The sequence below is a fragment of the Sphingobium sp. TomTYG75 genome (assembly GCF_054771635.1).
The window spans coordinates 255,003-271,083 of record NZ_BSRE01000002.1; the positions used below are offsets into that span (position 1 = coordinate 255,003).

A 16,081-nucleotide genomic window follows, 5' to 3' on the forward strand; every position below is an offset into this window, starting at 1 on the left:
AGCGCCTGGTAGAGCTCGTCCGCCAATGTTTCGTTCAGCGTCTCGCTCACAGATAGGCTCCGTCCTGGAAGATGAGGGGATCGACCGCGTCGGACAGGCGCACCGCCTTGACCCGGGCGATGACGATGCTGTGGGTGCCAAAGGGGGTCATGCTCTCGATCGTGCAGGAGAGGTTGGCCTGCGCTTCATCGAGGATGGGAAGGCCATGGGCATCGGGGGTCCAGCTGCCAACGCCAAAGCGCGCCTCGCGCGCCACCGCGCCACCGAATGCTGCCGACACTTCGCGCTGGTGGCGCGAGAGGAGGTTGATGCTGACCGGGCAGCCGGGCGAGAGATGGGCGTGGATGCCCGCTGTCTGGTTAACGCAGACGAGGACGGCGGGCGGATCCATGGTGAGTGAGGTGATCGAGGTCGCGGCCATGCCGACCGGCGTCTTGCCCTCGCCCAGCGCGGTGACGATCGCCACGCCCGAGGGCAGGCGGCGCATCGCGCCCTTAAGGCCAGCGGTGACATCGACGGGCTCTGGAACAGGCACGGATTGCGCAGGAGCAGCGTCAGCCATTCTTCAGGAAGTCCAGCGAGTAGCGGTTGAACTCTGCCGCCCGCTCGACCTGCACCCAATGGCCGGTCTGCGAGAAGGTGAGGCAGCGCACGTCGGGGCAGGCGTCGAGGAAGAGACGGGCGTGGCTTTCGGGACAGAATTCGTCATTGAGGCCCCAGAGGACGAAGATGGGCTGCTTGACCTCGCCCAGGCGCGGCCCAAGGTCGGGGGTCTTGACGCGGGCGAGCACATCCTTGGGCTGGGTGCGCGCGACGGCAAAACGTTCCTCGACCAGCGCGTCGGTGACGTGATGGAGCGAGGAAGGATGCATGAGGTTGCCGATCAGGCGGCGCTGTTCCTCGATGTTGAATTCAGGGCTGCCAAAGCCCGAGCGCATCTTGGCGATGCCGGGCATGGTGAAATAGCTCATCTGTTCCGCCACGCAGCCCGGCGCCATCAGGACGAGCTTGCCGATGGTGAATTCAGGGTGGTCGAGCGCGATCTGGAGGGCGATGCCGCCGCCCAGCGAATTGCCGATGAGGTGGCCGCTGGTGACCCCATGCTGCGCGAGGGCATCGAGCAGGGTCTGGGTAAACAGCTCGAGGGGATAGTCGGTCTCGGGCTTGGAGGAGGCGCCATAGCCGATGAGGTCGGGCAGGATGACGCGGTAACCGGCATCGGCAAAATCTTGCGCATTGTTGCGGAAGTTGGACGCGCCCGATGCGCCGGGACCGCTGCCATGGATGAAGATGACGGTGGGGGCGTTTGCCTGCGCCCCTGCGATTTCCGCGATCGAAATCTCATATCCGCCCGCAACGCTATAGGTCTTGCGGATCAATTCACTGCCCATGGATATCCTCTTTTGTCCTGGCCCGATGCTGTCCAGATGTCAGATGGTCAGATGCTCGCTTCAGATGAAGGTGAAGGCGGGCGGTTCGCCATTGATCGTGCCGATGACATCGCTGGTGCGGTTGGCCGGGTCATTGGCGACATGGGCGCGCGCGGCGTGGAGGTCGAGCCAGGGCTGGAGGATCGGGCTGGACATATAGACCGCCCGGCCGCCCAGCAGCTTGACCATGCCGTCGGCCAGTTCGGCCATGCGGCGCACGACGCTGGCGGACTGATAGGCAAAGAGCGCGCGCTTTTCCATCGGCACGGGCTCATTGCGGCCCGCATAGTCCATCAGCTCATTGAAGGTCGTGCGGTGGGTGAGTTCCATCTCGTTGGTCTCGGCGATCGCGCGGGCGATGGCGGCGTGGAGATTGGGGTCAGCCTTGGACGCCTTGCCGGTGTTGGTCGAGACGCGGTTGCCCATGATCTCCATCGCAGCGCCAGTGGCGGCGCGGATGCCGCCGAAGGCGGCGCTGGAGACCGAGCGGATGAAGAGCTGCGCCCAGGGGATGCGGTAGAGCGGGGCGGTGTTGGTTTCCTGGCCCGGATTGGTCCCGGCAAAGCCGTCGCTGGCCTTGTGGGTGCGGTGTTCGGGCACGAACACGCGCTCGACGACGATGTCGAAGCTGCCGGTACCCTGAAGGCCGAACGTGTCCCAGGTGCCTTCGATCACCTGATAGTCGGAGCGCGGCAGCAGGAAGGTGCGCATGTCGGGCGGGCCGCCATCGGTGTCGAAATTGATCGCGCCAAGCAGCACCCAACCGCAATGGGAGGAGCCTGAGGAGAAGCCCCAGCGGCCCGACAGGTAGAAGCCCCCTTCGACCTTTTCCACCTTGCCGACCGGCTGATAGGTGGAGGAGACGAGCATGTCGGGATCATCGCCCCACACTTCCTTCTGCGCCTCGTCATGGAAGAGGGCGAGTTCATAGGGGTGGCAGCCCAGCACGCCGTAGATCCAGCCTGTCGACATGCAGCCTTCGGCAAGCGCCTTCTGGATTTCGAAGAAGACATTGGGGTGCATCTCATAGCCGCCGTAACGCTTGGGCTGGAGCACGCGGAAGAAGCCGGCCGCCTTCATCTCGGCGACGGTTTCGGGGGGCACGTCATGGGCGATGGTGCAGGCGCGCGCGCGCTGGCGCAGCGTCGGGATCATGGCCCTGGCTTTGGCGATCAGACTTTCGGGTGAAGGTATCCCGGCATTCGCCTCGTCAATGGGTCGGCTTGCTACTGCCCCGGTCATGATCTTCTCCATTGTAGGCGACTCTACTTCAGATTTGCTATATGCGTAGATTATGTAAACTGCTATTACGCAAACTGTCAAGGCAAACAGGGCTTGCGCATTTGGGCCGTTGCTTATAGGCGGATTGGGAACGAATTGCCATAAGCTCGTGAGCGCGCTTAACTGCGCCTCCCCCTGCAAGTGCGAAACAGGCGGCAGCGCTTGCCATATGCGTATGGGGAAGGTCATTTTGCAACGCTCTGCGGCAGAGCATGGCTGGCAGACAGGAAAGAAGGCGAGGCGCTTGAAATGGCAGTGATATCGCTAGGCTATGTGGTGATCGAGGCGCGGGAGCTCGGGCCGTGGCAGGATTTTGCCTGCAATATCGCAGGGCTGATGGCGGCCCCTTCGCCGGACGAAGACGTCGCGCTGTTTCGCATGGACGACCGGCCCTGGCGCCTGCGGGTGCAGAAAGGCGCGGCCGACCGCTTCGTGGCGCCGGGCTGGGAATGCGCGAATCGTGACGCTTTCGAATCGGTGCTGGCCCGCCTCGAGGCGGCGGGCCGTCCGGTGGAACGGGCGGGGGTCATGGAAGCGCGTGGCCGTCAGGTCTATGAACTGGCCCGCTCGTCCGACCCGGCGGGTAACCCGATGGAGCTCTTCTACGGCCGCTTCGTCGACTATGCCCCCTTCGTCTCGCCCGCGGGCGTCAGCCGCTTCGTGACCGACAGCCCCCATGGCGCGGACGGCGACATGGGGATGGGCCATGTCGTGCTCACTGCCCCCAATTTCGACGAGACCCACACCTTCTACAAAGAGGTCATGGGCTTTGGCGACACCGACCTTGGCCGCTTCTACCTGATGGGTGGGGGCGAGGATGATCCGGGCGTGGGCTTTGCCTTCCTGCACTGCAACCCGCGCCACCACAGCCTGGCGCTTGGCCAGCTGCCCGAAAGCCCCAATGGCGCTGTCCACATGATGCTCGAGGTCGGCTCCCTCGAGGATGTCGGCCGCGCCTATGACCGGGTTTTGAAGAGCAAGGGCAAGGTGCCGCTCTCGGCAACGCTGGGTCGTCATGTCAACGACAAGATGACCAGCTTCTACATGCAGACGCCCGGCGGCTTCGACATCGAATATGGCTGGAACGGCCTGGTAATAGACCCGCAAACATGGGTCCCCACCACCAGCCTTTCTGTAAGCGACTGGGGCCATAAATGGGCTCATGAGCAGGACTGACGCAAAAGGATGACTGACATTATGCTCGACAAGCGCATGAGCGTCGACGACATCGTCGACCAGATTTCCGACGGGATGACCATCGGCATCGGCGGGTGGGCCACGCGCCGCAAGCCCATGGCGCTGATCCGCGCCATCGCCCGCTCGAACCTGAAAGACCTGACCGTCATGGCGGGCTATGGCGGCATGGACATCGGCCTGCTCGCCGCCACCGGCAAGATCAGGAAGCTGGTATTCGCCTTTGCCAGCCTCGACCATTATCCGCTCGAACCCCATTTCCGCAACGCCCGCCAGGCGGGCGCCTTCGAGGTGCTCGAGCTTGACGAGGGCATGTATCATTGGGGTCTGCGCGCAGGCGCGATGAAGCTGCCCTTCCTGCCGACGCGCGTGGGCATCGGCACCGACATCATCACGCAGGACGGCTTCGACTTCAAATTCGTGAAGAGCCCCTATGCCGATGGCGAGGAATTCGTCGCCATGCCAGCGCTGGTGCCCGACATCGCCCTGATCCATGCCCATCGTTCCGACGAGCGCGGCAATATCCTCACCCTATCGGTCGATCCGATCTTCGATGAACTGCTCGTGCGCGCAGCCAAGAAAAGCTACGCGACGGTCGAGAAGATCGTGCAGACGGCTGAGCTCGATATGAAGAAGAACAGCCGCTACAACCTCGTCGAGCGCGCGATGATCACCGGCGTTGCCGAGGCACCCTTGGGCGCGCATCCCTCGAGCGCTGACCCCGACTATCAGCTCGATCTCAAGCACATCAAGACCTATGTCGAAAGCGCCGCCTCGCCCGAAGCCTGGGCCGAGTATAAGGCGAAATATATCGACGTGTCGGAAGCCGATTATCAGGCAGCGATCGGCGGCGCGGACACCGTCAAGCAGCTCCCCGTCCCCATTTACTAAGCGAGAGACCCATGACCCAGAACAGCTATTCGCTCGCTGAACTCGTCATCGCCGCCTGCGCCGAAGTCTGGCGCGAGGATGGCGAAGTGATGGCGACCGGCATCGGCCCCCTCCCCCGCATCGGCGCTGGCCTTGCCAAACTGAGCTTCGCGCCCGCGATCCAGACCACCGATGGCGAGGCCTGGTACACCAGCGAGCCGGTCGGCCCGGGCAAGCGCACCGCCGAGCCGGAATTTGAAGGCATCGCCAATTATGACCGCGTCTTCTCGGCGCTCTGGAGCGGCCGCCGCCATGCGCTGGTTGGCCCGGTGCAGATCGACCGTTATGGCCAGGCGAACATCTCGGTGATCGGCGACCATAAGAAGCCCAAGGCAGCGATGCTCGGCGCGCGCGGCTTCCCCGGCAACTCGATCAGCCATCCCAACAGCTTCTTCTTTGCCAACCACAACAAGCGTGCGTTCGTGGAAGGCGAGGTCGATTTCGTGTGCATGGCGGGCTACAACCCCGCGCGCTACCGCAATGGCGCTGCGCCCCAGGGCCTGGACTTGCGCCGCATCATCACCAACCTTTGCGTGATGGATTTCGGCGGGCCGGATCACCAGATCCGCGTGATCTCGCTGCATCCGGGTGTGACGTTCGAGGAAGTGCAGGACAATACCGGCTTCCCGCTGGCAAAAATCGATGGCGAAATCCCCACCACGCCCGCGCCAACGGCCGAGCAGCTGGAGCTGATCGCCAGGATCGACCCCAATAATGTCCGCGCGACCGTGTTCAAGGACAATCCGGCCGGAGACAGAAGGGCAGCCTGACGATGAACGAGACCGACCGCCTGGTCGAACCGCAGCAGGTCGACATTGTTTACGAAACGGATGAGCCGGTCACCTATGAGGTGATCGACCATGTCGCGTGGATCATGATGAACCGTCCGGGCTTCAACAACGCCCAGAACGGCCAGATGACCTATGCCCTTGATGACGCGTTCGTACGCGCCGTGAACGATGACGATGTGCGCGCGATCGTGCTGGGCGGCAACGGCAAGCATTTCTCCGCTGGCCATGACATCGGCACGCCGGGCCGCGACGTGCACCAGCATTTCGAGAACCGGCTGCTGGTGCCCGGCCATGTCAACAAGCCCGCGGCCGAACTGCTCTACACCCGCGAGAAGGAGCAATATGTCGGCATGTGCCGGCGCTGGCGCGATGCGCCCAAGCCCACCATCGCCATGGTGCAGGGGGCCTGCGTCGCGGGCGGCCTCATGCTCGCCTGGGTGTGCGACCTCATCGTCGCGACCGACGACGCCTTCTTCCAGGACCCGGTCAACCGCATGGGCATCCCGGGCGTCGAATATTTCGCCCATGCCTATGAGCTGCCCCCGCGCGTCGCCAAGGAGTTCCTGCTCTTGGGCGAGCGGATGAGCGCGCAGAGGGCCGAAAGCTTCGGCATGGTCAACAAGATCGTCTCCCGCGAGGCGCTGCGCGAGACGGTGGCAGGCATGGCGGCCAAGCTCGTCGCCCAGCCTCGCCTTGGCAACTGGCTCACCAAGCAGGCGATCAACCATGTCGAGGAGCTGATGGGCAAGCGCAACGCGATGGACGCGCAATATCATATGCACCATTTCGCCCATGCCCAGAACGACCTCGTCCAGGGCAGTTCGATCGCGGGCCTCGATGCCAAGAAGATGGCCGAGGCCAATAAGAAACAGGCGAGCGAATGATGGGCGATCCGCTGCACACGATCCTGACGGAGCGGCTTGGCTGCCGCTGGCCGATCATCCAGACCGCGATGGGCTGGGTGGCGGAACCCAGCCTCGTCATCGGGTCGAGCAATGCGGGCGCCTTCGGCTTCCTCGGCGCCGCCGTCATGACGCCGGACGAAGCGCGCGAGAAGCTGCTCGCCGTCCGCAAGGGCACCGACCGGCCCTTCGGCGTCAACTTCCACAGCTTTCAGCCCGGCGCTGACGCAATCGTCGAGCTGATTCTCGCCAACAAGGATCAGGTGCGCGCCGTCTCCTTCGGCCGCGGTCCCAATGCCAAAATGATCGGCCGCTTCAAGGATGCAGGCATCCTCTGCGTCCCCACCGTCGGCGCGGTCAAGCATGCGCAGAAGATGGTCGAGCTCGGCGTCGACATGGTCAATGTCCAGGGCGGCGAAGGCGGCGGGCATACAGGCTCCGTGCCGACCACCGTGCTGCTCCCCCAGGTGCTGGACGCGGTCAAGGTGCCGGTGATCGCGAGCGGCGGCTTTGCCGACGGGCGCGGGCTGGCGGCGGCGCTCGCCTATGGCGCGGTCGGCATCGCCATGGGCACGCGTTTCCTCCTCACCAAGGAAAGCCCGGTCCCCGACAGCGCCAAGGCGGCTTATCTGAAAGCCACGACCGACGGCATCATCGTCACCACCAAGCTTGACGGCATTCCGCAGCGGATGGTCCGCACCCGCCTCATGGACAAGATCGAAAAGTCCGGTTCCTTGGGCATGTGGCTGCGCGCGATCGAGGCCGGCATGGCGATGAAGAAGCAGACCGGCGCGAGTTGGATCGACTTCATCAAATCAGCGCGCGGCATGACGGCGCATGGCGCGATGCCGCTCAAACAGGCGATGATGGCCGCGACCATGCCGATGCTGATCCAGAAGGCGGTGGTCGAGGGCGACATCGAACATGGCGTGATGGCGACCGGCGTCGTGGGCGGGCGGATCGGCGAGATCCCGACCTGCCAACAGCTGGTCGACCGTATCGTCGAAGAGGCGCATGAGCGGCTCGCCGCGCTCGCCGCCATGGGCCGCGAGACGGCCAGCGCCGCCTGAGGAAGAGGGACAAGACATGCCGATTACGCTGACCGTCAAGGGCGCCATCGCCGAAATCCTGTTCGACCATCCGCCGGTCAACGCCTTCGACACCAAGGGTTGGGAATCGATCCCGGCGATGGTTTACGAAGCAGCGGCAAACGAGGATGTGAAATGCATCCTGATCCGCGCGGAGGGCCGGGGCTTTTGCGGCGGCGTCGACATCAAGGAGATGGCGGCGCATCCTGAGCGCATCGCCAAATTGAACAAGGATAATTACCTCACCTTCAAGGCGATCCGTGAGTGCGCGATCCCGGTGGTGGGCGCGCTGCATGGCTTCGTCATCGGCGGCGGCGTCAATATCGCGGGCGCCTGCGACGCGCTGATCGCGGCGGAAGGGGCCTATTTCTCGCTGCCCGAGATCGATCGCGGCGCGATGGGGGGAGCCGCCTTCATGAGCCGCATGCTGCCGGTCCAGATGGTGCGCGCCAATTTCTTCACCGGCGGGCGCATCCCGGTTGAGGATGCCTATCGCCACGGCTCGGTACACAAGGTCGTGCCCTTGGAGAAGCTCAAGGACGAGGCCTACGCTTTCTGCGAAATCATCGCGTCCAAGAGCCGCGCGGCCCTGGTCATCGCCAAGCAGGCGCTCAATCTCATCGAGCCCACCGACCCCTCGGCCCATTACCGGATCGAGCAGGGCTTCACGCTCGAAATGTACATGCATGAAGACAGCCAGAAGGCGCGCGACGCCTTCGTCGACAACAAGGGCGCGGCGAAATTCTGATGGACCTGACTTATACCCCTGAGCAGCAGGCGTTCCGCGCCGAAGTCCGCGCCTGGCTCGACGCCCATGTGCCCGGCGAGCCGCTGGAACATTTCGACGCCACGCGCGAGGGTTTCGAGGCGCACCGGGAATGGGAAAAGACCTTGAAGTCCGGCGACTGGGGCATGGTGACCTGGCCACGCGAATATGGCGGGCGCGGCCTCGACCTCATCCAGTGGCTGATTTTCGAGGAAGAATATTATCGCGCAGGCGCGCCCGGCCGCGTCAACCAGAATGGCATTTTCCTGCTTGGGCCCACGCTCATCGAATTCGGCACCCATGAGCAGAAGCAGCGCTTCCTCCCCAAAATGGCGTCGGGCGAGGAAATCTGGGCGCAGGCCTGGTCCGAACCGATGGCAGGCTCGGACCTTGCTGGCGTGCGCGCCACCGCCGTCCGCGAGGGCGACGACTATATCCTCAATGGCCACAAGATCTGGTCGAGCCGCGCGGTGTTCGCCGACTGGGCGTTCGGCCTGTTCCGCGAGCCGGGCAGCGAGCGGCATAAGGGGATGAGCCTCATCTTCTTCCCGCTCGATGCACCCGGCGTGACAGTGAACGCCATCAAGAAGATCAACGGCCATGTCGGCTTTGCCGAGATTTTCCTGGAAAATGTCCGCGTCCCCGCCTTCAATCGCCTCGGCGACGAGGGCCAAGGCTGGCATATCTGCATGGCGACCGCCGGTTTCGAGCGCGGCCTCATGCTGCGCTCGCCCGCCCGCTACCAGGTGGCGGCCAAGAAGCTCGCAGAACTGTGGACCGCGAACAAGGAAACGGCCGACCCCGCGCTCGAAGCCGATGTCGTACGCGCGCACATGAATGCCGACGCCTATGCGCTCAACATCTACCAGACCGCCTCGCGGCTGATGGCAGGCGCGAAGATCGGGCCGGAAGCCTCGACCAACAAGATCTTCTGGTCCGAACTCGACATTCACCTGACGCAAACCGCGCTCAACATCCTGGGGCCGCAGGCGGAATTGACGCACGAAGCGCCGGACGCGAACCCCGTCGACTGGATCGACGACTATATCTTCGCGCTCGCAGGCCCGATCTATGCCGGGTCGAACGAGATCCAGCGCAACATCATCGCCGAGCGCATGCTCGGCCTGCCGCGCTAAGGGGATTTAAGATGGATTTCACCCTCAGCGACGAACAGCTGATGTTCGCCGAGACCGCGCGCACCCTGTTCGCCGACAGCTGCACGCCCGATCATTGGCGCAAGATGATGGAAGCGGGCGAGGCGATCAATCCCGCCCGCTGGGCCTCGATCGTCGAGACCGGCCTCACCCTCATCCTGCTCCCCGAAAGTGCGGGCGGCATCGATCTGGCCGAGACCGACTTTGCCCTGATCGCACAAGAGGCGGGTTATGTCGCCCTGCCCGAGCCGCTGGTCGAGAGCGCAGGCGTCGCCGCGCCGATGCTCGCCGCGCTCGCGCCCGATCATGCGCTGCTGAGCGACCCGATGGCCACCATCGCGATCGCGCATCCGGCCAACCCCTATGTGGCGAACGCCGACAGCGCCGCGGCGATCCTGCTGCATGCCGATGGCGAGGCGTATCTCGCCACGCCCGACCAGGTGACGCTCACCGCGCAGCCGAGCATCGATCCCTTCCGCCGCCTGTTCTCGGTCGCGTGGGACAAGGCCAACGCCACGCCGCTCGGCAAAGCCGCCTTCGACCTCGCCTTCGACCGCGCCGCCCTCTTCAACGCTGCCTTTGGCCTGGGCCTTGCCCAGCGCTCGGTCGACCTCGCCGTCGACTATGCCAAGGAACGCCAGCAGTTCGGAAAGCCGATCGGCAGCTATCAGGCGGTCAAGCATCATCTGGCATCCGCCCAGGTGGCGATCGAGTTCGCCAAGCCCGTGGTGGCCGCCGCCGCCGCCGAAATCAGCGCGCGCGACACGCAAGCCCGCGCCCGCGTCAGCCATGCCAAGCTCGTGGCCCTGGAAGCCGCCGACAAGGCCGCGCGCGCCTCGATCCAGGTGCATGGCGCGATGGGCTATAGCTGGGAGGTGGACGTCCACCTCTTCTTGAAGCGCGCCCTTGCCCTGACGCAAAGCTGGGGCACCCCCGCTCATCACCGCGCGCGCATCGCCACGCGCATCTTCACCCAGCCCATGGGGCCGGACCAGACCTTTGCCAGAGACGCTGGACAAAAGCAGGAAAAAGAGAATGCCTGAAGCCTATATCGTCGATGCCGTCCGCACCCCCATCGGCCGCAAGAAGGGCAGCCTCGCCGCCGTCCATCCCGCCGACCTTGGCGCGCACCCGATCCGCGAACTGGTCAAGCGCACCGGCATCGACCCGTCAGGCGTCGATGACGTGGTGTGGGGCTGCACCGAGACGATCGGCGGCCAAGCAGGCGATATCGGCCGCACCGCATGGCTGGTCGCAGGCCTGCCGGAGGAAATCCCCGGCGTCACCGTCGACCGCCAATGCGGCTCCTCCCAGCAGGCCGTCCACTTCGCCGCGCAAGGCGTCATGAGCGGCACCCAGGACCTGGTGGTCGCGGGCGGCAGCCAGGCGATGAACCAGATCCCGATCATGGCGGCGATGATCGCAGGCGCGCAATATGGCTTCGACAGCCCCTTCCACGGGTCGAAGGGCTGGGTCGAACGCTATGGCATGGAAGAGGTCAACCAGATCAAGTCGGCCGAGATGATCGCCGACAAATGGGGCATCAGCCGCGAAGCGATGGAAGCCTTCGCCCTCGCCAGCCATCAGCGCGCGCAGGCCGCCTGGGACAATGGCTGGTTCGATCATGAAGTCGCACCGCTCGAGGGCCTCACCCGCGACGAAACCATCCGCCCCACCACCTCGCTTGAGGGCCTCGCGTCCTTGAAGCCCGTCAATGAAGGCGGCATCGTCACCGCAGGGGTCGCCAGCCAGAATTGCGACGCGGCCGCCGCCCTCCTCATCGCCAGCGAGCAGGCGGTCAAGGACCATGGCCTCAAGCCCCGCGCGCGCATCCATCATCTCTCGGTCCGCGCCGCCAACCCGGTGTGGATGCTGACCGGCCCGATCCCCGCCACCCAATATGCGCTCAAGAAGGCGGGCATGTCGATCAGCGACATCGATCTGTTCGAATGCAACGAGGCCTTTGCCAGCGTCACCATGGCCTGGATGAAGGAACTCGCTATCCCGCACGACAAGGTCAATGTGCAGGGCGGCGCGATCGCGCTCGGCCATCCGATCGGGGCTACCGGCGCGCGGCTGATGACCACGCTGCTGGGCGCCCTTGAACGCACCGGCGGCCGCTATGGCCTCCAGACCATGTGCGAAGGCGGCGGCCAGGCCAACGTCACCATCATCGAGCGGCTCTAAGGGACCCAGCCCCGATGCCCGCCTACGCCTATCAGGGGATTGTTCCCGTTGTCGATCCGACCAGCTACGTCCATCCGCTGGCGTCGCTGATTGGCGACGTGATCGTCGGGCCGGGCTGCTTCATCGCGCCCGGCGCGAGCCTGAGGGGCGATTTCGGGCGGATCGTGGTGGAGGGCGACAGCTCGATCCAGGACAATGTGTCGGTGCATGCCAACCAGTTGCGCGACACGGTCATCCGCCGGGGAGCGACCATCGCCCATGGGTCGATCATCCATGGCTGCGAGATTGGCGAGAATGCGCTGATCGGCATGAACGCGGTGATCCTCGACAACGCCGTCATAGGTGACGAAAATCTCGTCGCCGCCCTTGCCCTTGTGAAGTCCGACACGGTGACCCCGCCACGCAGCCCGGTCGTCGGCAATCCGGCCAAGGTGGTCAAGACCTTCGAGCCGCATCAGGTCACCTGGCGCAACAATGGCGAGGGGGAGTATCAGAAGCTCGCCCGCGCCGCGCTCACTGACCTCATCGAGGCAGAGCCGCTCAGCCAAGCCAGCGCCGAGCGGCAGGCGCAGCGCATTGCCTCCGACGCCATCGCCGTGCGCCTTTCGGGCAGCACCGCGCAGCATCGCGAGCAGCGGGCGGCGCAGCGGAAAGGCACATCATGAGCAGCGCCACCGCCATCACCAACCTCCTCTACCTTTATGCCGAACTGATGGACGCGGGCGACCTCGAAGGCGTCGCCGCCCTGTTCGAGCGCGCCCGGATCAAGGCCGGCGGCGGCGAAATGGTCGAAGGCGCAGCGCCGATGCTGGCGCTGTGGCAAGCCCATATACGCATCCATGACGATGGCACGCCGCGCACCAAGCATGTCATCACCAATCCCATCGTCGAGATCGACGAGGCGGCAGGCACGGCAAGCTGCCGCTCTTACTATACCGTATTCCAGGCGACCCCGGACCTGCCGCTCCAGGCGATCTGCGCGGGCCGCTATCATGACGCCTTCGTCCGCACGGACGGGGCATGGCATTTTTCCGGGCGGGATTATTCCCTGCTCGATCTCGTTGGGGACTTGAGCCAGCATCTGCTGATCCCCGTCGCAGCGCAATGAAGGAGTAAGGCAAGTGGGTATCTGCGAAGGACGTGTTGCGATCGTGACCGGGGCGGGCAATGGGCTGGGCAAGGCCTATGCGCTGGGTCTCGCGGCGCAAGGCTGCAAGGTCGTGGTCAACGACCTTGGCGTTGGCACCCATGGCGAGGCGGGCGAGACCAAGGGCGCGGCCGAGCAGGTGGTCGATGAGATCAAGGCGATGGGCGGGCAGGCCGTCGCCAACACCGACGATGTCGCTGAATGGGATGCGGGCAAGCGCATGGTCGAGCAAGCCCTCGACAGCTTCGGCGCGCTTCATGCCGTGGTCAATAATGCCGGGTTCGTGCGCGACCGCATGTTCTTCACTTGCAGCCCGGAAGAATGGGATGCGGTGATCCGCGTCCATCTGCGCGGCCATTTCTGCACCTCGCGCCACGCCGCTGAATATTGGCGCGCGCAAAGCAAGGCCGGCAACCCGGTCGATGCGCGCATCATCAACACGACCTCTGGCGCGGGCTTGCAGGGCTCGGTCGGCCAGTCGGCCTATTCGACCGCCAAGGGCGGCATCGCCACGCTCACCCTCGTGCAGGCCGCCGAGCTTGGCCGCCTGGGCATCACCGCCAATGCGCTCGCGCCCAATGCCCGCACCCGCATGACCAATACCGGCGCGTTCGACATGGAGGCGAAAGAAGGCGAGTTCGACCTGTTCGCCCCGGAAAACATGGCGCCGCTGGTCGCCTATCTGGTGTCGGAACAGTCGAAGGGCGTGACGGGCCAGGTGTTTGAATTGAAGGGCGGACAGGTCTTCCTCTCGCAAGGCTGGACCGACAGCCCCGCCTTCGACAAGGGTGCGCGGATTGACGCCAGCGAGATGGACGCGATCGTGCGGGGGCTTCTCCAAACCCGCGAGCCTGCAAAGCCCGTTTACGGAGCCGCCTGATGGACTTCGCGCTCAGCGACGACCAGCGCGCGATCCAGGAAGCGGCGCGTGACTTCCTGACCGACGCCGCCAACCCGGATGTCATCCGCGCCGCCGTCGAAGGGACGAGCGGCTTTGACGAGAGCCTGTGGTCGAGCCTTGGCGAGATGGGCTTTACCGGGCTGATGATCCCGGAAAGCCTGGGTGGCCTGGGCCTGGGCGCGGTCGAAATGGCGCTGGTCCTCGAAGAAACCGGCCGGGTCCTCGCGCCCGTGCCCTTCTTCGAGACCGCCGTGCTCGCCGTGCAAGCCATCCTGGCGGCAGGCAGCGAGGAACAGAAGGCAGCGCTGCTCCCCCGCCTCGCGTCGGGCACGCGCGCCAGTTTCGCCGGGACCGCAAGCCGCCCGACCCTCACCAACGGCAAGCTGACGGGCACCGCGCAGTTCGTGACCTTCGGCCATGTGGCAGAGCTGATCGTGGTGGCCACCGCTGACGAGAGCCTCATCGTCCTCGAAGCCGACACCCCCGGCCTCGTCATCGAGGCGCTGCCCGCGCTCGACCGCACCCGCCGCTTTGCGACGCTGACCTTCGATTGCGCCGTGACGCCGGAGATGATCCTGGGCGCCCCCGGCAGCGCCAAGGCCGCGATCGCGCGCACCCTCACCATCGGCGCTGGCCTGCTCACCGCCGAACAGACCGGCGGCATGCAGTACAGCCTCGACGCCACGGTCGACTATGCCAAGCAGCGCGTCCAGTTCGGCCGCCTCATCGGCTCCTTCCAAGCCTATAAACATATGCTCGCCGACATGATGCTGCTGGTCGAAGCCTCGCGCTCGGCCGCCTATTATGCCGCCGCCGCGATCGATGAAAATGGCGAGGAACTGGCCGAGGCGGCCCATGCCGCGCGCGCCTATGTCTCCGACGCCTATTGCTCGGTCGCAGGCGATGCCATCCAGCTTCATGGCGGCATCGGCTTCACCTGGGAACATCACGCCCATCTCTATTTCAAGCGCGCCCGCGCCTGCGCCAGCTGGCTCGGAACCCCCGACCAGCATCGCGAAGCCCTCGCCCAGATCATCATGAAGGACGCCGCATGACCCCGACTTCTCCTGTGCCCCCCTATCCGACCCCGCTCGGCATGCTCAAGGGCAAGACCGTGGTCGTCACCGCCGCGGCCGGCACCGGCATCGGCTTTGCCGCCGCCAAGCGCGCCGCCGAAGAAGGGGCAAAGCTCCTCATCAGCGACTTCCACGAACGCCGCCTCAATGAAGCGGCCGACCGCATCGCTGACGAAGCCAAGGTCGAGCGTCCCGCCACCTTCGTGTGCGACGTCACCAGCGAGGAGGCCGTGCAGGCCCTGCGCGACGCATCGCTCGCAGCATTGGGCAAGGTCGATGTCCTCATCAACAATGCAGGGCTGGGCGGCGAGGCCGACATCGTCGATATGACCGACGAGCAGTGGGCGCGCGTGTTCGACGTCACCTTGACCTCGCTGTTCCGCATGACCCGCGCCTTCCTGCCGTCAATGTATGCCAACAAGTCGGGCGTCATGGTCAACAACGCCTCGGTGCTGGGCTGGCGCGCGCAAAAGGGCCAGGCCCATTACGCCGCCGCGAAAGCCGGGGTCATGGCCTTCACCCGCTGCGCCGCGATCGAGGCGGCCGAACATGGCGTGCGCATCAATGCGGTCTCGCCATCCCTTGCCATGCACCCCTTCCTCGCCAAGGTGACCACCCAGGAAGCTTTGGACAAGCTGGTCGAGAAGGAAGCGTTCAAGCGCCCCGCCGAGGTCTGGGAAATCGCCAATGTGATGATGTTCCTCGCCTCTGACCTCTCCTCCTACATGACCGGCGAGATCGTCGCGGTCTCCAGCCAGCGGGCGTAAGATGGCGACCATCTTCGAGAATCCCCGCGACCTCCTGGGCAAGGAAGGCACCAAGCTCGACACCGCCGACTGGCTCACCATCGACCAGGCGCGGATCGACGCCTTTGCCGACTGCACCGGCGACCATCAGTGGATCCATGTCGATCCGGTGCGCGCCAAGGACGGTCCGTTCGGCGCGACCATCGCGCATGGTTACTTGACCCTCTCCCTCGTCAACCTGTTCATGCCGCAGATCGTCGAGGTCCGGCGCTTCTCCGCTGGCGTCAATGTCGGCATGGACAAGACCCGCTTCCTCAGCCCCGTCATCGTCGGATCGCGCATCCGGGGCACAGGCGAGATCGTCTCGGTCGAAGAGGTCAAGGGCGGCGCCATCCAGGCCGTGATCCGCGTCACCGTCGAGATCGAAGGACAAGACAAGCCCGCCTGCGTGGTCGATACCATCAACCGCTATTTTCCGGAATAACGGC

Annotated in this window: 18 protein-coding genes; 15 read left to right on the plus strand and 3 right to left on the minus strand. The window is 65.0% G+C overall.

What is annotated here, in order from left to right:
* Positions 1 to 46: 46 nt before the first annotated feature.
* From ACYU81_RS14885 to ACYU81_RS14895, 3 genes are read right to left on the minus strand one after another with little or no spacing between them, the layout of a single operon-like run.
* On the minus strand, positions 47 to 562 hold the full coding sequence (locus tag ACYU81_RS14885; protein ID WP_449468763.1) for a flavin reductase family protein: 516 nt from the start codon (positions 560 to 562) through the stop codon (positions 47 to 49).
* Positions 555 to 1,391 (minus strand): alpha/beta fold hydrolase, encoded by an 837-nt coding sequence (locus tag ACYU81_RS14890; protein WP_460988400.1) that lies wholly within the window; start codon positions 1,389 to 1,391, stop codon positions 555 to 557. Before ACYU81_RS14890 ends, ACYU81_RS14885 begins: the two co-directional genes overlap by 8 nt.
* Positions 1,392 to 1,451: 60 nt before the next feature.
* Complete coding sequence (locus tag ACYU81_RS14895; RefSeq protein WP_460988401.1) at positions 1,452 to 2,672, minus strand: acyl-CoA dehydrogenase family protein; 1,221 nt, start codon at positions 2,670 to 2,672, stop codon at positions 1,452 to 1,454.
* 288 nt (positions 2,673 to 2,960) lie between these two features.
* Between ACYU81_RS14895 and ACYU81_RS14900 the strand changes: the two genes are divergently transcribed.
* The 15 genes from ACYU81_RS14900 to ACYU81_RS14970 are packed head-to-tail and all read left to right on the plus strand — an operon-like array spanning position 2,961 to position 16,077.
* Positions 2,961 to 3,887 carry a VOC family protein gene (locus ACYU81_RS14900; RefSeq protein WP_460988402.1) on the plus strand — a complete coding sequence of 309 codons (927 nt, stop codon included), beginning with the start codon at positions 2,961 to 2,963 and terminating at the stop codon, positions 3,885 to 3,887.
* Between the two features lie 9 nt (positions 3,888 to 3,896).
* A complete protein-coding gene (locus ACYU81_RS14905; protein ID WP_460988403.1) occupies positions 3,897 to 4,796 on the plus strand; it encodes a CoA transferase subunit A in 900 nt (299 codons plus the stop codon).
* Between the two features lie 11 nt (positions 4,797 to 4,807).
* Positions 4,808 to 5,605: a CoA-transferase subunit beta gene (locus ACYU81_RS14910; protein ID WP_460988404.1), complete on the plus strand. Its 798-nt coding sequence runs from the start codon at positions 4,808 to 4,810 to the stop codon at positions 5,603 to 5,605.
* 2 nt (positions 5,606 to 5,607) lie between these two features.
* The gene (locus ACYU81_RS14915; protein WP_449468751.1) at positions 5,608 to 6,510 is read left to right on the plus strand and encodes an enoyl-CoA hydratase; all 903 of its coding nucleotides are present in this window, start codon (positions 5,608 to 5,610) and stop codon (positions 6,508 to 6,510) included.
* Positions 6,507 to 7,598, plus strand: coding sequence for an NAD(P)H-dependent flavin oxidoreductase (locus ACYU81_RS14920; RefSeq protein WP_460988405.1), 1,092 nt, complete (start codon positions 6,507 to 6,509; stop codon positions 7,596 to 7,598). The genes ACYU81_RS14915 and ACYU81_RS14920 overlap by 4 nt, the downstream gene beginning before the upstream one ends.
* Positions 7,599 to 7,614: 16 nt before the next feature.
* Complete coding sequence (locus tag ACYU81_RS14925) at positions 7,615 to 8,364, plus strand: enoyl-CoA hydratase family protein (protein ID WP_460988406.1); 750 nt, start codon at positions 7,615 to 7,617, stop codon at positions 8,362 to 8,364.
* Positions 8,364 to 9,518 (plus strand): acyl-CoA dehydrogenase, encoded by a 1,155-nt coding sequence (locus ACYU81_RS14930; protein WP_460988407.1) that lies wholly within the window; start codon positions 8,364 to 8,366, stop codon positions 9,516 to 9,518. The genes ACYU81_RS14925 and ACYU81_RS14930 overlap by 1 nt, the downstream gene beginning before the upstream one ends.
* An 11-nt stretch (positions 9,519 to 9,529) precedes the next feature.
* Positions 9,530 to 10,579: an acyl-CoA dehydrogenase family protein gene (locus ACYU81_RS14935; RefSeq protein ID WP_460988408.1), complete on the plus strand. Its 1,050-nt coding sequence runs from the start codon at positions 9,530 to 9,532 to the stop codon at positions 10,577 to 10,579.
* Positions 10,572 to 11,723: an acetyl-CoA C-acetyltransferase gene (locus tag ACYU81_RS14940; RefSeq protein WP_460988409.1), complete on the plus strand. Its 1,152-nt coding sequence runs from the start codon at positions 10,572 to 10,574 to the stop codon at positions 11,721 to 11,723. Before ACYU81_RS14935 ends, ACYU81_RS14940 begins: the two co-directional genes overlap by 8 nt.
* 14 nt (positions 11,724 to 11,737) lie before the next feature.
* Positions 11,738 to 12,388, plus strand: a complete 651-nt coding sequence (locus ACYU81_RS14945) for an LbetaH domain-containing protein (RefSeq protein ID WP_460988410.1) — start codon at positions 11,738 to 11,740, stop codon at positions 12,386 to 12,388.
* The gene (locus tag ACYU81_RS14950; RefSeq protein WP_460988411.1) at positions 12,385 to 12,831 is read left to right on the plus strand and encodes a nuclear transport factor 2 family protein; all 447 of its coding nucleotides are present in this window, start codon (positions 12,385 to 12,387) and stop codon (positions 12,829 to 12,831) included. The genes ACYU81_RS14945 and ACYU81_RS14950 overlap by 4 nt, the downstream gene beginning before the upstream one ends.
* Before the next feature lie 13 nt (positions 12,832 to 12,844).
* Complete coding sequence (locus tag ACYU81_RS14955; RefSeq protein WP_460988412.1) at positions 12,845 to 13,750, plus strand: SDR family oxidoreductase; 906 nt, start codon at positions 12,845 to 12,847, stop codon at positions 13,748 to 13,750.
* Positions 13,750 to 14,826, plus strand: coding sequence for an acyl-CoA dehydrogenase family protein (locus tag ACYU81_RS14960; protein ID WP_460988413.1), 1,077 nt, complete (start codon positions 13,750 to 13,752; stop codon positions 14,824 to 14,826). Before ACYU81_RS14955 ends, ACYU81_RS14960 begins: the two co-directional genes overlap by 1 nt.
* Positions 14,823 to 15,614 carry an SDR family oxidoreductase gene (locus ACYU81_RS14965; protein ID WP_460988414.1) on the plus strand — a complete coding sequence of 264 codons (792 nt, stop codon included), beginning with the start codon at positions 14,823 to 14,825 and terminating at the stop codon, positions 15,612 to 15,614. The genes ACYU81_RS14960 and ACYU81_RS14965 overlap by 4 nt, the downstream gene beginning before the upstream one ends.
* A gap of 1 nt (position 15,615) precedes the next feature.
* Positions 15,616 to 16,077 (plus strand): MaoC family dehydratase, encoded by a 462-nt coding sequence (locus ACYU81_RS14970; protein ID WP_460988415.1) that lies wholly within the window; start codon positions 15,616 to 15,618, stop codon positions 16,075 to 16,077.
* The last annotated feature ends 4 nt before the right edge of the window (positions 16,078 to 16,081 follow it).

Excerpts from the sequence above, each read along its gene's own strand:
- ACYU81_RS14885 (WP_449468763.1), bottom strand. The coding sequence starts at position 562 with ATGGCTGACGCTGCTCCTGCGCAATCCGTGCCTGTTCCAGAGCCCGTC.
- ACYU81_RS14890 (WP_460988400.1), bottom strand. The coding sequence starts at position 1,391 with ATGGGCAGTGAATTGATCCGCAAGACCTATAGCGTTGCGGGCGGATAT.
- ACYU81_RS14895 (WP_460988401.1), bottom strand. The coding sequence starts at position 2,672 with ATGACCGGGGCAGTAGCAAGCCGACCCATTGACGAGGCGAATGCCGGG.
- ACYU81_RS14900 (WP_460988402.1), top strand. The coding sequence starts at position 2,961 with ATGGCAGTGATATCGCTAGGCTATGTGGTGATCGAGGCGCGGGAGCTC.
- ACYU81_RS14905 (WP_460988403.1), top strand. The coding sequence starts at position 3,897 with ATGACTGACATTATGCTCGACAAGCGCATGAGCGTCGACGACATCGTC.
- ACYU81_RS14910 (WP_460988404.1), top strand. The coding sequence starts at position 4,808 with ATGACCCAGAACAGCTATTCGCTCGCTGAACTCGTCATCGCCGCCTGC.
- ACYU81_RS14915 (WP_449468751.1), top strand. The coding sequence starts at position 5,608 with ATGAACGAGACCGACCGCCTGGTCGAACCGCAGCAGGTCGACATTGTT.
- ACYU81_RS14920 (WP_460988405.1), top strand. The coding sequence starts at position 6,507 with ATGATGGGCGATCCGCTGCACACGATCCTGACGGAGCGGCTTGGCTGC.
- ACYU81_RS14925 (WP_460988406.1), top strand. The coding sequence starts at position 7,615 with ATGCCGATTACGCTGACCGTCAAGGGCGCCATCGCCGAAATCCTGTTC.
- ACYU81_RS14930 (WP_460988407.1), top strand. The coding sequence starts at position 8,364 with ATGGACCTGACTTATACCCCTGAGCAGCAGGCGTTCCGCGCCGAAGTC.
- ACYU81_RS14935 (WP_460988408.1), top strand. The coding sequence starts at position 9,530 with ATGGATTTCACCCTCAGCGACGAACAGCTGATGTTCGCCGAGACCGCG.
- ACYU81_RS14940 (WP_460988409.1), top strand. The coding sequence starts at position 10,572 with ATGCCTGAAGCCTATATCGTCGATGCCGTCCGCACCCCCATCGGCCGC.
- ACYU81_RS14945 (WP_460988410.1), top strand. The coding sequence starts at position 11,738 with ATGCCCGCCTACGCCTATCAGGGGATTGTTCCCGTTGTCGATCCGACC.
- ACYU81_RS14950 (WP_460988411.1), top strand. The coding sequence starts at position 12,385 with ATGAGCAGCGCCACCGCCATCACCAACCTCCTCTACCTTTATGCCGAA.
- ACYU81_RS14960 (WP_460988413.1), top strand. The coding sequence starts at position 13,750 with ATGGACTTCGCGCTCAGCGACGACCAGCGCGCGATCCAGGAAGCGGCG.
- ACYU81_RS14965 (WP_460988414.1), top strand. The coding sequence starts at position 14,823 with ATGACCCCGACTTCTCCTGTGCCCCCCTATCCGACCCCGCTCGGCATG.
- ACYU81_RS14970 (WP_460988415.1), top strand. The coding sequence starts at position 15,616 with ATGGCGACCATCTTCGAGAATCCCCGCGACCTCCTGGGCAAGGAAGGC.